This window comes from Enterococcus hulanensis (genome assembly GCF_005405485.1).
In the GTDB taxonomy this organism is placed as follows: Bacteria; Bacillota; Bacilli; order Lactobacillales; family Enterococcaceae; genus Enterococcus_A; species Enterococcus_A hulanensis.
In genome coordinates this window covers 71812-85686 of record NZ_BJED01000018.1, presented here as the reverse complement: position 1 = coordinate 85686, position 13875 = coordinate 71812, and the positions used below count along the sequence as shown (strand labels likewise).

19 protein-coding genes are annotated in these 13875 nt (G+C 38.9%); 5 read left to right on the top strand and 14 right to left on the bottom strand.

The genetic code is table 11. The annotated features are described in order from the left end of the window. Positions 1-59: 59 nt before the first annotated feature. The 12 genes from comGG to FFR60_RS17860 form a co-directional block, all read right to left on the bottom strand. On the bottom strand, positions 60-350 hold the full coding sequence (gene comGG / locus FFR60_RS17915; protein ID WP_249355035.1) for a competence type IV pilus minor pilin ComGG: 291 nt from the start codon (positions 348-350) through the stop codon (positions 60-62). 22 nt (positions 351-372) lie between these two features. Then, positions 373-795: a competence type IV pilus minor pilin ComGF gene (gene comGF / locus FFR60_RS17910; RefSeq protein ID WP_137665199.1), complete on the bottom strand. Its 423-nt coding sequence runs from the start codon at positions 793-795 to the stop codon at positions 373-375. Next, positions 782-1063, bottom strand: a complete 282-nt coding sequence (gene comGE / locus FFR60_RS17905) for a competence type IV pilus minor pilin ComGE (protein ID WP_249355034.1) — start codon at positions 1061-1063, stop codon at positions 782-784. The genes comGF and comGE overlap by 14 nt, the downstream gene beginning before the upstream one ends. After that, positions 1041-1508, bottom strand: a complete 468-nt coding sequence (gene comGD / locus FFR60_RS17900) for a competence type IV pilus minor pilin ComGD (RefSeq protein ID WP_137665197.1) — start codon at positions 1506-1508, stop codon at positions 1041-1043. The genes comGE and comGD overlap by 23 nt, the downstream gene beginning before the upstream one ends. Beyond that, positions 1474-1749 carry a competence type IV pilus major pilin ComGC gene (comGC, locus tag FFR60_RS17895; RefSeq protein WP_088931984.1) on the bottom strand — a complete coding sequence of 92 codons (276 nt, stop codon included), beginning with the start codon at positions 1747-1749 and terminating at the stop codon, positions 1474-1476. The genes comGD and comGC overlap by 35 nt, the downstream gene beginning before the upstream one ends. Continuing rightward, complete coding sequence (gene comGB, locus FFR60_RS17890; protein ID WP_137665196.1) at positions 1746-2759, bottom strand: competence type IV pilus assembly protein ComGB; 1014 nt, start codon at positions 2757-2759, stop codon at positions 1746-1748. Before comGB ends, comGC begins: the two co-directional genes overlap by 4 nt. Beyond that, positions 2738-3670: a competence type IV pilus ATPase ComGA gene (gene comGA / locus FFR60_RS17885; RefSeq protein WP_137665195.1), complete on the bottom strand. Its 933-nt coding sequence runs from the start codon at positions 3668-3670 to the stop codon at positions 2738-2740. The genes comGB and comGA overlap by 22 nt, the downstream gene beginning before the upstream one ends. 98 nt (positions 3671-3768) lie before the next feature. Further along, positions 3769-4422: a tRNA (guanosine(46)-N7)-methyltransferase TrmB gene (trmB, locus tag FFR60_RS17880; protein ID WP_137665194.1), complete on the bottom strand. Its 654-nt coding sequence runs from the start codon at positions 4420-4422 to the stop codon at positions 3769-3771. A gap of 139 nt (positions 4423-4561) precedes the next feature. After that, entirely contained in the window at positions 4562-5344 is a 783-nt protein-coding gene (locus FFR60_RS17875) for a phosphotransferase family protein (RefSeq protein WP_088931980.1), read from the bottom strand. 89 nt (positions 5345-5433) lie between these two features. After that, complete coding sequence (gene dat / locus FFR60_RS17870) at positions 5434-6303, bottom strand: D-amino-acid transaminase (RefSeq protein WP_137665193.1); 870 nt, start codon at positions 6301-6303, stop codon at positions 5434-5436. A 3-nt stretch (positions 6304-6306) separates the two neighbouring features. Further along, a complete protein-coding gene (locus FFR60_RS17865) occupies positions 6307-7515 on the bottom strand; it encodes an ABC transporter permease (RefSeq protein ID WP_137665192.1) in 1209 nt (402 codons plus the stop codon). After that, positions 7508-8245, bottom strand: coding sequence for an ABC transporter ATP-binding protein (locus tag FFR60_RS17860; protein ID WP_137665191.1), 738 nt, complete (start codon positions 8243-8245; stop codon positions 7508-7510). Before FFR60_RS17860 ends, FFR60_RS17865 begins: the two co-directional genes overlap by 8 nt. Before the next feature lie 195 nt (positions 8246-8440). On the opposite strand from FFR60_RS17860, the gene FFR60_RS17855 reads away from it, so the two are divergent. The 5 genes from FFR60_RS17855 (at position 8441) to FFR60_RS17835 (ending at position 11961) form a co-directional block, all read left to right on the top strand. After that, complete coding sequence (locus FFR60_RS17855; RefSeq protein ID WP_088931976.1) at positions 8441-8866, top strand: HIT family protein; 426 nt, start codon at positions 8441-8443, stop codon at positions 8864-8866. Then, positions 8867-9253 carry a YtxH domain-containing protein gene (locus tag FFR60_RS17850; protein ID WP_088931975.1) on the top strand — a complete coding sequence of 129 codons (387 nt, stop codon included), beginning with the start codon at positions 8867-8869 and terminating at the stop codon, positions 9251-9253. Between the two features lie 154 nt (positions 9254-9407). Continuing rightward, positions 9408-10337, top strand: coding sequence for a peptidylprolyl isomerase (locus FFR60_RS17845; RefSeq protein WP_088931974.1), 930 nt, complete (start codon positions 9408-9410; stop codon positions 10335-10337). A gap of 106 nt (positions 10338-10443) precedes the next feature. Then, positions 10444-11274 carry an NUDIX hydrolase gene (locus FFR60_RS17840; RefSeq protein WP_088931973.1) on the top strand — a complete coding sequence of 277 codons (831 nt, stop codon included), beginning with the start codon at positions 10444-10446 and terminating at the stop codon, positions 11272-11274. A 207-nt stretch (positions 11275-11481) separates the two neighbouring features. Beyond that, positions 11482-11961 carry a DUF2798 domain-containing protein gene (locus tag FFR60_RS17835; protein ID WP_137665190.1) on the top strand — a complete coding sequence of 160 codons (480 nt, stop codon included), beginning with the start codon at positions 11482-11484 and terminating at the stop codon, positions 11959-11961. A gap of 367 nt (positions 11962-12328) precedes the next feature. On the opposite strand, the gene FFR60_RS17830 is transcribed toward FFR60_RS17835, so the two are convergent. Together FFR60_RS17830 and FFR60_RS17825 are read right to left on the bottom strand one after the other, a co-directional pair. Next, on the bottom strand, positions 12329-12733 hold the full coding sequence (locus FFR60_RS17830) for a hypothetical protein (RefSeq protein WP_137665189.1): 405 nt from the start codon (positions 12731-12733) through the stop codon (positions 12329-12331). Positions 12734-12784: 51 nt separating this feature from the next. Beyond that, positions 12785-13600: a prenyltransferase gene (locus FFR60_RS17825; RefSeq protein ID WP_137665188.1), complete on the bottom strand. Its 816-nt coding sequence runs from the start codon at positions 13598-13600 to the stop codon at positions 12785-12787. Between the last annotated feature and the right edge of the window lie 275 nt (positions 13601-13875).

Sequence of the window (13875 nt, the reverse complement as noted above, 5' to 3'; positions counted from 1 at the left end):
AACATAAAAGTATCTTTTACAATATATCCGGCTATATTTGCTCGATCCCGCAGGCTATATCAATCTGAAGAATTTGATGTGCTATTTTTTTCATAAAAATGATATGTTTTCTTTTTAATTTTCACTGTGATCTTCACTTGATTTTGTTCCGTTTCATAAATTAATTCTCCTAAATTAAACATCCACGTACCATTTTTTGCGTCCAAATCAGGATAATCCGCTAAAAAAAGTTCCTTCGCAATTTTGGCCTGATACAACTGTTCGGTGCGTGAAACTAAATCAGCTGTTTGATGGTAGCTCGTGGTTAAATTCAGCAATAAAAAACTAAACAAAAAAATAGCCAATAGCACGGAGAGCAAAACTCCGCCTTGGCTATTTGAAAATCCACGTACCTTCTTTCTGTTTTCCATTAGTGAACGTAACAACAAAATCCACTCCTTGATTTTTTTCTTGGCAAACAAATTGATCCACTCCTGTCAATAATGGTTGATTCCCGCCAGATTGTCGTTTAATAATTTTTTTATTAACTTTCTGTATGATCAAAGGAACCATCTTGCCTTTATCTTCTACTTTAGTTGAAATTTCATTATGAGTGGTTGTTATGTACTCTGCATCATCTAATTCATTGTCTAACTGAAGCAAAAATACTTCCCACTCTAACTGATGATACCCGCTTAAAGCCTGCTCCATTCTATGTGCATGTTGAATTAATCCTGATAGCAGCAAAAGAATTCCGCTGAGCATCAAGAGTGCGACTAAACTTTCTAACAACGTAAAACCGTTACTTTTTAACAATCAGAATTCCTCCTTGTCGATTTGAGGCTAATCCTTGTTCTAAAATAATTTCAATCTGCGATTTAGTTGCACTAACAGAATGCAACCGACAACGGCGAGTTTCATTATAGAGATCACGATAATTGGATAGTTCGCTTAAACGTTGCCGGCTCTCCTTTTGCAGCTCAACCGTCACCTCTATGTAACTTGAGACGATCACTACTAAAATTGCTAAACTAATCAAACTCTCTAACAAGATATATCCCTTATTTTCTTTCAAAACGTCCACTTCCCATTTGAAATTGATAAACTACTTGGCCTTCATCAGAAAAAACGACTTTGGGAATATTCCCATTTCCCGGCTGATCAGTAGAAATATTTCCTTTTCCTGCACTAAAAAAGACAGTCCCCTTGCTTTCTAGTTGAATCGACTGAGGAACATTGAGTTGTTTCCATGGCAATTCTGTATGAATCGTATAAAAAATAATCACTTGCTGATCTTTATGAAGTTCGATCCGAGTCCCACGATAATCTGTGATCGCGACCTGCTGAAGATGTAAAATCGATTTTTCAAATTGATAGTAGAAAAAGGTTTTCTCTAATTGACGCTGCCAACTTTTAAGCGCAATCGTTGGCAACAAAACAAAGCTGCACACCACTATTAATACGATCAGGATCTCAATTAAAGTAAAACCAGCATTAGTCTTTTCCCTTATTACGTTCATAGGCTTCATATTGTTTCTCCTTAACATAGCCTTGATCAATCAATTCCTGCTTATTCGGCGCTCGACCATGATCTAATTCAAATACTTCAATCTGAGTCTCGACAACTTTTGCAATGGCTGCATCACTTTTTTTCGTCGCACTGTCTTTTTGATTGATCAGCTTAGGTACAAACAGTAACAACAGCAAACTAATAACGAAAAGTACAACTAACATTTCTAATAATGTAAAACCTGACAATTTCTTTTTCACAAGATTCCCTCCAAATTTGTTAAAGGCAGGAGCATCGTTAAGTACAAACTGACGATTAAAAGCGCGACAATCAAGAATACAAAGGGCTGCAACCAAGAACACATAAACTCCAATTGATTAAAAAAACGACGCCAGACTAATTCGCTGTAAGTCAATAATTCTTTAGCTAAATTCCCGCGAGCTTCTCCTTGGAAAACAATGCGGCTAAATTCCTTTGTCAAAAAAGGGTATCTTTTTAATTCTTCAGCTAACGTATTTCCTTGTGCTAAGCGTATTTTCAGCTCAGCAGCCAATTCCTGCATTAAAGATTTCCCTTCAATAACCAATAAGCATTCGATTATTTGGTTCAATTCTAGACCTTGTTGAAAAAGCTTTCCCCATTCTAAAGCAAAATAAGCAGAATAATAGTTGCTGAATAATGTTCCAATTAAAGGAATTCTTGCTAAAAAACGAAATCGAGTTAAAAAAGTGTGGCGCTTTCCAAAAGATCGCCAGCCTAAAAGAAGGAATAGTAAAAAAATAATCAATCCCAAGCCAAATACTGGTACTGATTTGATTAGCTGAACTGAAAAGTCTTCTGCTCGAATCATTCCGCTAGCCAATAATTGTGGTAATAGAAAAAAGCGCATGCCTAATAAAATCACGATCAAAAAAAATAGTAGAAGCAGCGGATAAGAGATTGCTTTGAGAAAATTTTCTCTTTGGCGCTGGACCAGTCTCATTTGTTCTGCAATACCCAATAATGTTTTCGCGAGATCACCATGAGATTCGGCCAGTTTAATTTGTAAAACCTGATCGTTTGAATAATCCAATTGACTAAAGCTCATCGCTAAGCTGTTTCCCTGATGAAGCTCTTGTTGTACATCGGCTAAAATTGAGGGAAGAAAAAGATTGGCATTGATAAAAAAATCAAATGCTTGCTGCAAACTGAAGCCATTCTCCAATAAATCGCCTAGTAAATGTACAAAATCAATTCTCTGTTTTCTAGTTAATCTGGATCTATTCCACACGTCTTCAACCCTTCTTCCCAAGTAAATAGCAAATCATCCTGATAAAAACGATAACTAGTCAATAATCCGATCGTTTCATTTATCGGTAAAAGTTCTTGATAAACGATGCCCTGCAAGCATTCTTTGAGTAATGAAGCTTCACCGCCTAATTCAAAAATCCTCGCATGTGCTGATTCCAAACTGGCCGCATGCAAAGTTGCGTAAACGCAATGACCTGTCAGAGCTGCTCTGATCGCTCCTTGAATCGTCTTTGTATCTCGTATTTCCCCGATGATCAACACATCTGGATGATGCCGTAAGGACAATTTGATCAATTCATCATAGCTCTGATAGATTTTTTCATTTACCTGCAGCTGTAAAAAATTAGGTTCTTCAATTTCTACTGGATCTTCAATCGTCAGCACTCGTCCGTCCATTTCCCGAGCCAACTTATACATCAATGTCGTTTTCCCTGAGCCCACAGGACCGCAAAACAAATAGAGCCCTCTCTTTCGAGTATGTTCCTGAATTATGCCTAACTGTTCGGGTATATGATAAACTTCCCTACTACGGCCAAATTGGTGTAAAAAACGAATAACTAGACTTTCACGCTGTAAGTAATCTCCTACAGTGGAAAGCCTCAACCTTTGAGTACCATGAGGTAAGGAATAGGAGATCGCACCCAATTGAGCTTTTCGTTTTTCACTGACATCCATCTGACCCAGATACTTGAAACGATTAATCAGCTGCAAGGCGGTAACTACACACAATTCATTTTTAGCATTAGTTAGATTTGATTCTTCGCGCTCATAGAAGGGTCCTCGGCGAAAGAAGCAACGGTACTTCTCTCCCTGAGGTAATAAATATAAATCTTGCATCTGATGTTCGAAACCGTACTGGATCAATTCGTCTGAAAGCTTTTCAATCTCCATTCCTTTCACCTCACAAATAATATACGTAAAAAAATCTGCTGACTTCAAAAAAAAGAAGATGAATCAAAAAAAGATTCATCTTCGTAAATTACATATTTTTATTTTTTGGTTTTATCTTGGAAACGCGCCTCTACTCGATAAATACGCTGGCCTCTATTCGAAAATTTTTCTTCGTATTCAGTCATAATATTTCCCTCATAAGAGCTCTCGTGTAAATCCAACCACACTTGTTCAAGAGTCATACCATATTTTGAAAAACTGCTTAGAGAATATTCGAATAAACCTTGGTTATCCGTTTTGAAATGGATCTCACCAGCTGGACGTAAAATTTCTTCATCTACAGCTAAAAAGCTTGGTGACGTTAAGCGACGCTTCTCGTGTTTCTTTTTCGGCCAAGGATCGGAAAAATTCAGATATATTTGATCAACTTCACTATCCGCAAAGTAATTGGTTAATTCTGATCCATCGACATGCAGTAGCTGCAAATTCGGCAATTCTGCTTCAACTAGTCTATCTAATGCAAGAGAAATCACACTAACCTGCATCTCTACACCAATATAATTGATTTCTGGATGCGCGGCGGCCATCCCAGTAATAAATTGACCTTTTCCCATTCCGATTTCAATGTGGATCGGATGATCATTACCGAAGCGTTCGGACCAGCGGCCTTTCCATGCCTCGGGATCTTGTACTACATATTCAGGTCGAGCCGCCAGCATTTCAGCGGCGCCTGGACGATTTCTTACTCGCATTGTTTTCCTCCAAAAAAATTCTATTAATCATTCACTTTACTGCATTTCCCATGGTACATACTGTTCAATTTATAACCTCAGCTCAACTTAATGAAGCTGTAAAAGGTTGGATTCGCAAAAAGAAAACTGAACAAAACGTTCAGCTTCCAGCAAAAATTCGTTTTAATTGTAAAATTGATTGATTCATATGATGATACTCGTTCCGTTTGTATTGGCGAGCGATTTCTAGAAGCAGACTCATCAAACCATACCAATAAACTCGCTCCATATTCTCATCCGTTGGCCGAATACCGTATCTCACAAGCCATTTACTCCAACTGGATAACGGCACATAATTACCTAAAATAGTTCCAATATCTAATGCCGGATCAGCAAACATAACCGAGTCCCAATCAACTAGATATAAATAATTAGAACACACCAACCAGTTGCGATGATTCACATCGCCATGGACAACGGTGTAATTTTTCTTAGCATATGTGGGAATATTTTTTTTCAAATAATCGTAAACTAATTCGATAAACCCATTTTGTTCGATCATGGTTGGTAAGTTAGCTTCATAATCCGCCAGCAGCTGCTGCGGAGAAACTTGCCGTCCACCCATTTTCTTTAGCATCACTTTCAACGACGGCGAATGATGAAGATGATATAACACATCCACAACATCATTCCGACGAGGGATTTCTTCTGGTTCAAGAAGTCTCCCATCCAACCATTCTTGTGCGGTCAACGTATCACCATTCCCTGTCCGTTTGATCCAGACAAGCTTTGGCGCGATTCCTTCACGGGATAAGGCTGCCAACATTGGAGTGGTATTTCGTTTAATGAAGACGCGATCTTCGTCTCGATAGCCGATATACGTTTTTCCCGTATCGCCTTTGATCGGCTGCACACGCCAGTCACTATCCAACTGAAACTCCATTCCCAAGGCCCTCCCCTAGCATTTTAAACGTAATTACTATTTTAGTCGGGGAAAGGCACTTCGTCAAGAGCATGTATGTTCTTCTTTGCTTATTTTTCATCGCGATGTGCTTGAACAGTTAAATTCACTGCTTCAATATAAGCATTAAGAACTTTTTTCGTAACCTTTCCGGGCATTCCATCACCAATTTTTTGATCATCGATTTCAATAATCGGCATGATTTCTGCTACTGAACTAGTCTTGAAGCATTCATCTGCTGCTAATAGTTCTTTTTTAGTGAACGTTTCTTCTCGCAGCTCGAGCCCTAAAGCATTTGCCAATTCACGAATTTTGATCTTCGCAATCCCCGGCAGAACTAAATTACCATCAGGGTGTGTGTAAATCACACCATCTTTTACCATCCATAGATTTGAAGCGGATGCCTCAGTCACGTTGCCATCACGAACTAAAACAGCTTCATCATAACCTTTTTGCTGCGCTTCATCTAAAGCGAGAATATTTCCTAATAAACTGATGGATTTGATATCACAATGCAACCAGCGTTTATCTTCAACGAATCCAGCTCGAATCCCGATATTTTGTTTAGAGGTTGGGCGTGAAGCAGGTTGGATATCGGCCATTAAAACTGGTGGAACCTCTTTTGGATCTGGAAAATTATGCAACCGCGGTTTTGCTGTTCCACGAGTGACTTGAAAATAGACACGCGCATTTTCCAGCCCGACTTCATCCGCTAAGCGGTGTAGTCGCTGACTTAATTCTTCTCTTGTAAAAGGAAGAGTCATGCGGATTTTTTCTGCACTAACCCATAAACGGTCTAAGTGTTCTTTTTCCATATACATGTAGCCATCGTAGATACGGATCACTTCATAAATGCCATCGCCAAATTGATACCCGCGATCTTCAAGATCAATCTTCACTTCTGATTCATCTACGATTTTTTCATTCCATAATACCTTCATTTACTAAACCTCCATTTTCTTTATTCTTGCCGGGAGATAGAACCAGGCAAACAAGCCGATTTCGATTAAAAGCACTGCAAATAAAACTAAACTTTCCACGACTGACAAATGAACTAGACTGCATAAAGTAAAAATAATCGCCGCCGCAAACAAAAGAAGTACCATCAATCGTTGCAAGGCTGCTTTCTTATATTTAGTTGGTACCGGATAAAGCTGCGTGGCACTAATGTAATCAAACTGATTATACAAAGGGATCATTTGAAATCCGATCAAGTAAATAAACAGCAGACTTACGCCTGTCGCAAAGCGAAAATCATTTAGTGAAAACAATAATACTCCGCCGACAATCAGCAATCGGAAAAACAAACCGCCAAACTCGGCCCCTCGCAGTGCACCGCGAGCAAATAAATATAGATAGGTATTTTCTTGTTTGAATGAAATCCTAGCTAACAAGCCATCCAGATATTTCCGCCGCCGAACCTTGGCTTCAACCTCCGGCACATCCGTAAATAGATTAATGAACTGATAGATCCGATGCAAACGCGCATTTTCGCGATCAATCATTTTGCTCCAATCTAATAGTTGTTCCTTTTCTTGAGTTAATGAAATAAAGGCAATAGTTACCGCTAAAGCCAGCACCGTCCCAATCCAAGCCGTAATATACAGACTGATAAAAATAGTCGCTCCGCTAACGATAAACCACAATATTAGTAATCGCTGGGTTTGATCTTGTGTTTTCTGGTAACAAGCCAAGCGCTGCAGTCGTAAATGAGAAAATTTCAATCCCCACAGCATTAATAAATAGAAGAAAAAATTTGTGAAACTGATCTGCTTAGCCAAAACTACTAATGGCAGCAAGGCTCCGCAAATAAGCAACTCGACAACAAACGGAAACGCCAGCGAATGACGTAACCCACGAGATAAATAGTCACCCATCTCCTTTTCCTTGGGTAATAAGAAGGTCATATCAGCCGGCTCGACCAGTGTTGCTAATTTACCAAACGGTAAAATCATCCACCACACAAGGCCAACAATCGGCAAACTCCAAGGAAAATCCGGCGGTAATTGTTTTAATAAATTTGAGTAATAAAAGGCTAGTCCGCCAACTAAAAACAAGCACACCAAGACAAAATGATCATTCAACACATAGCGCATGTACTTCATCATTTTTTTCTGATGGCGTTGTCGCCTTAATAGAAAAAAATCATGCATGTTCTTTCTCCTTTGTCAGTGCAATATAGATTTCATCTAAAGAAGAGCCCGGCAAATCAAATTCTGTTTGCAAATCCTGCAAGGTCCCTTGGGCTCGTACTTCTCCTTCGTGTAAAACAACAAAACGATCGCAATACTTTTCTGCTGTCGCTAAAATATGTGTCGACATCAGAATCGCTGCCCCTTGTTCTTTCATTGCCACCATTAATTCCAATAAAGCATTGATCGCCAGTGGATCTAATCCGAGAAATGGTTCATCGATGATGTACAAACTTGGCTGAATCAAAAAGGCGCATAGGACCATCACCTTTTGTTTCATTCCTTTAGAAAAATTCACAGGAAACCAATCCAAACGATTCTCTAAACGAAAAGTTTTTAGCAGCGACTCCGCTCGTTTCATCGCTTCTTCCTTTTGAATACCATAGGCCATAGCGGTCACTTCGATGTGCTCCCGTAAAGTCAGCTCTTCATATAAGGAAGGTGTTTCAGGGATATAGCCGATTTTTTTTCGGTAATTCTCAGGATCTTGCTGCAAAGTCAGTTCATCAACTGTGATCGTTCCTTTTTGCGGCGTCAATAACCCGATAATATTTTTGATCGTGGTTGATTTTCCTGCACCATTCAAGCCGATCAAACCAATCATCTCTCCATTTTTGACTTCAAAATTAATATCTTTTAAAACAGGCAAGTGTCCATAACCGCCTGTAACATGCTGAATTGTTAAGCTCATCTTTTCCCCTCCAATATCATTAGTTAGTATTATAGCAGAATCCCACAAATATTTAATCTTCTCCTGACCTTTTCCAGCACAAGTATAACAAGTTATGGTAAAGTAAAAGGAGATTTTACGACCGCTTCTGATTTTCTTTCAGCAGTTGTCGCCATAAAATAAAACCATCATGAATGATCAGAAAGGATGTTTGCAATGGAAAATTGTATTTTTTGTAAAATCATCGACCAAGAAATCCCTAGCTACAAAATTTATGAGGATGAAAAAGTCTATGCCTTTTTAGACATCTCACAAGCAACAAAGGGACACACACTAGTTGTTCCCAAACAACACGTGACAGATATTTTTGAATACGATGATACCTTGGCAGCAGATGTCTTTGCTCGTATTCCAAAAATTGCCCGTGCTATCGAGAAAGCTTTTCCTGAAATGGATGGATTAAATATTTTAAATAATAATAAAGAATTAGCTTACCAATCTGTTTTCCATTCTCATATACACTTAGTTCCTCGTTACAGTAAAAACGATGACTTCTCGATTCACTTCGGCAATCATACCGATCAGCAAACACCCGAAGAAATGCAGGCAATCGCTGATAAGATCAAGGAGCAGGTGAAATAAATGAGCTTTTTTAAAGGAATTCTATTTGGTGCCGGACTTGGGACACTAGGCGGACTTCTATTAGCCCCTCGCAAAGGCGAAGAAACACGAGAAAAACTAATTACTAATACACGAGAGTTAGTATTATTAACTGATGAGTTAAATGATAATTTGGCAGACTTCCGTGAATCTTTGGTTACTTTGAAAGGAACCTTCGATACTTTAGTACCGGCCTTCAAGTCTGGTGTCGAAAAGGATGTTGAGGAGTTCCGCTTTCAAGCTGAACCTCGTATCCAGCAGATCCAAGCACAGTTAGATAAAATCAATCAAGCATTACCGCAAACAGAAGAAAAAACAGTCATCAAAAAAGGCCGTTTCTCTTTAGAGCGTCCTGCCGATGAAAAGTAATAATTAACTTGTTTCACTTAAATAATTGTGCCTTTATTGTGAATTTTCTCGGAAACTATTTTTAACCCCCTTTCCTTTGCATTTTTAGGTGTGTTATAGTTGAAAAGGAATAACAAACGTATGTAAATATAATTTTAGGAGTTGTAGCAAAGAAATGAAAAAAAAGATTCTCTTAGCCACTACTGGCTTACTTAGCGTAATTGTACTGGGGGCTTGTTCAGGAAGTTCTAATCAAGACATCGCAACAATGAAAGGCGGAAAAATTACCGTCGAAGATTTTTATACCGAAGCGAAAAAAGAACAAACGAACCAAAGTTTAGTTCGTAATATGATCATCTATAAAGTTTTTGAAAATGCTTATGGTGATAAAGTGACGGAGAAACAAGTCGATAAAGAGTACGACAAGCAAGCAAAACAATTAGGCGACAGTTTCGAAAGCCAACTGCAATCTGCCGGCTATACGAAAAAATCTTATAAAGAATATCTGAAACAATCTTTAGCTTTCCAAGAAGGTTTGAAAGCTCATGTGAAGATTACCGATAAAGATATAAAAGCTGCTTGGGATTCATTCCATCCAGAAGTAACTGCCCGCATTATCTTAGCAAGTAGTGAAGACGAAGCAAAAGAAATCAAGAAGCAATTAGATGACAAAGGTGATTTCGCTAAAATCGCAAAAGAAAAATCACAAGATTCAACAACGAAGGAAGATGGTGGAGAAATCAAATTTGATTCTCAATCAACGACTGTTCCAACTGAAGTAAAAGAAGCAGCCTTCAAATTAAAAGACGGTGAAGTTTCTGATGTGATCACAGCAATGGATTCATCTACTTACCAATCAAGCTATTACATTGTCAAAATGGAGAAAACTTCTTCTAAAGGCAATGACATGGACAAATACAAAAAAGAATTGAAACAAATCGCCGAAGATACAAAAATGGCTGACCAAACCTTCTCTTCTGAAGTTATCTCAAAAGAATTGAAGAAAGCTAACGTGAAAATCAAAGATGATTCATTCGAAAACATCTTATCTGATTTCTTAACTACTAATTCAAGCGAAAAAGCAACAACCGAATCAACGAAATAATTTGAATTAATCAAAAGGGGAATTCCTAGCGGAGTTCCCCTTTTTTGATTATTCATGCTACAATAAAGTGGCTAATACTTATAATAAGAAGATGGGTGAACAAAGCATGAAAAAATTTGCCTCTAAAGAAGCAGAAAAAGATTATTATGAACACGAAGCGGATGAAGCTGAATTCATCGCTTGGTATAAGGAACAAGATCAGCCCGAATATGACAAACCTTCTGTCACTGTCGATATTGTTATCATGGGCTATAACAAAGAAGAAGATCAACTGAAAATTTTACTGATTCAACGTCGCGGAAACCCGTATCGTAATTCTTGGGCTTTGCCGGGCGGTTTCGTTGAGCGTAATGAATCAACGAATGACAGCGTTCGTCGCGAAACAGCCGAAGAGACAGGATTAGTCATCGGCAGAAAAAATGTCGAACAGCTGCATACCTTCAGTTCACCAAATCGTGATCCTCGCGGCTGGGTGATTACAGTCAGCTATTTAGCCTTTATTGGTCAAGTGCCGCCGACTGCTGGTGATGATACTCAAGACGCCCGCTGGTTCAACATGGAACGTCGCGGCGAGACAATCTATCTAACTAGTGACGACGATATCTCCATCGAGATCGATTTGGAAACGGGAAAATCACTTGGCAAAGATACCTTGGCCTTTGACCACAACGAGATCATTCGTAAGGCCTTCAATCGGGTCGTTAATAAAATGGATCATGAACCCTTAATTCTGCAGGTCTTAGGTGAAGAATTCACGATCACAGAAGCACGCAAGGTGTTTGCGAAATTTCTAGGGGTTGATTTTAAAACAGTCGATCACTCGAATTTCAAAAAAGCCATGCTGCAATACTTCGACGAGATCGGTGAACGTCCTGTCGGAATTGGCCGTCCTTCAAAGATTTATCGCTTAAAAGATGAGATCGGTGAAAAAAAATAAAAGTTTTACTTACATGAAAGACAAAAATCTGTATATAATGGAAAAAGCAAAAAATGTCTTTCCATAACGCAGTGAAGATCCCAAGTGGCAATCGTAGCGAGTTATACGATTGCCACTTTTTTGTGAGTTCTGCTTTTTGCAGTGTATTAAATTATAAGATGGATACATGAATCAAATTAGCTGTATTCAAAAATTAGGAGGATCTTTATGCCAAGAAATAAAAGAGAAAGTTTTGTTTATACGATAATGATGTGTTTTGTGATGGTGTTCTGGATGAGTTTGTACAATATTTATTTACATTCCGGTACTTTCACTTTAGAGGTTCTTAAAACTGCTTGGCTCGGATTGCCGTTGGGGTATTGCTGTGCGTTGTTTTTAGATTGGTTTGTTGTTTCAGGACCTGCCAAAAAAGTCGCATTTAAGCTTTTACCGACCTTTGCTAGTCCTTTACGCAAAGTTCTGACCGTTTCCAGCTGTATGGTTTTACCAATGGTCTTCTTCATGTCCCTTTATGGTACGCTTGAGGTCTTAAGCCAGACACAAGAATGGAACTTGCTGTTTGTTATTTGGGGAACGAATATTTTGAAAAATCTTGTTATGGCGCTGCCTTTTCAACTACTCATTGCCGGCCCCCTTGTTCGAAAAATTTTCAGAAGAATCTTTCCAGTCGGAACGATTGTAGCATGATTAGAAAGGCTTCGCGAACTCGCTCAGCTTTTGAGCACCAAGTAGGTACTGTTCCACATCAGCTCCAAAAACCAATCGCTGTGTCTCACAGCAATAAGACTAAAATTTTGATAAGTTGTCAAGAAACACAGCGATCTTTAGGAGCTGATGGCGATTATTCCTACTTGGTGTTTCTCAGACTTAAAAAAATTTTCTTACTCGCGATATGCTAGTTCTGCTTAATGCTAATTTAGCAGCAACTGGCTGGGTCACACCGTTGTGTAGAAAAGCTAGTTCGTGAAGCTGGACATCGTTAAAGCTGTGGATTCAATGTTTTCACTTTTGAAATTTTATACTTTCTATACAGTAAAAAACAGTCGGGAACACACTATTCGTGTTCCCGACTGTTTTGCTTCATAGTCATTGCTAATTGCTCTGTTAGAATATACACCTGTTTTTCAAGAATTGTGAGTCGCTTTGCTACATCAATAATAGACGTCTTTTCTTGTTCATCCTTTTGCTTTTGCTGAGAATACAGCTTCGGCAATCCTGAGGACTCATAGCGTTCTAAAAGCTGTGGGACCTTTTGATTATCAATTGTCACCTGCGTCGTGATCAAAACTTCGCCATCCTCATTCACCCGTTTATTGGTGCTTGTCTCCATTCCTTCCAGAGCATTGGGACCAACCACATAGCCAGTTATTTCCTTGACGATCAGCTGATTTTCTCTCAACCAACCATAAAACGTATTTTGATTGAGTCCATACTTTCTTTTTACATCGATTAATTTCATTGCGCGCCTCCTTATTTTTTAAAAAGATACGCAAAAAAATTAAGAGGGCTCTTATTTCGCTAGATTAGCAAGAATTTCCTGATAGCGTTCGGTCGCTAACACGCTGACTTGATCCTTTTTACAGAAATTCAATTTACGTAATTTAGGAACGACCCGCTCTACCACAATTTGATCTTCTAAGGTTTTTTCCTTTAATGTCTCAAACGCTTCCTTGAAACGCGAATCATTGCGAGCTTTTTCATAGAAGGACAGCACATAGAGATAATAAAATAGGCCATAGCCGCGATACGGATGTTCCACCTGCATGAACAATGTTCCGATGCCATAATGACAAGGGCCCAGCGGCAATTTAGTCTCCCAATGTTTCAATAGAAATTCTACGGCATCATCTAATTCGGCTTCTTCGACAAAGTTTGTCCGACGAAACAATTCCAACGCATTCAATGTCGGTAATGGATTTGAGAATTCTGTTTCTGGTCCTTTTCCAAAATAAAATTTCTTGCACCACCAGCCGCCATCTTCGTAGCGTGTTGCTAATAAATGCTCCATCGTCTGGATCATGCGCGGATCATCGCCGTGGCCTAATCGAACTAACAGTATTGCCGCTGGAATCGTTTGGCAAGGAAAGACCGCCCCTTTAGGATAAAGCTTGAACTCGCCGGGTTCACGCCAGCTTTCCCACAAAAGCTCAGCGACCTTTTGCAATATCTCTGATTGCGGGTCCATTCCCAATTCCAACAAATATTCTGCTGATTCTAAACAAGAAAAAGGCGCCCCCTTACTTAAACGCCTATCTTCAGTCGTCCAATAATCCCAGCCTTGATCGTAGCGATGATCTAAAATTGTTTGAATGTCTGCTTCATTCATGACTTTCACCTCAACTGCATTTTCTTTTAAGTGTATCATAGCTGATTAATGCAAGGGAACGTATTTTCGCATATATAATGGTCTGAACCTGCTTCTTGCGTGATTCATTTTATAAGAAAGGCTTTGCGAACTCGCTCAGCTTTTGAGCAATAAGACCAAAATATTTCTAAATTGCTTCTCAAATTTCGAAATATTTTTGCTTATTGCCGATAAAGCTAGTTCGTGAAGCCAGACATAGATATACCCGCTACAAAGCGATTTATTCATGTAAAGAT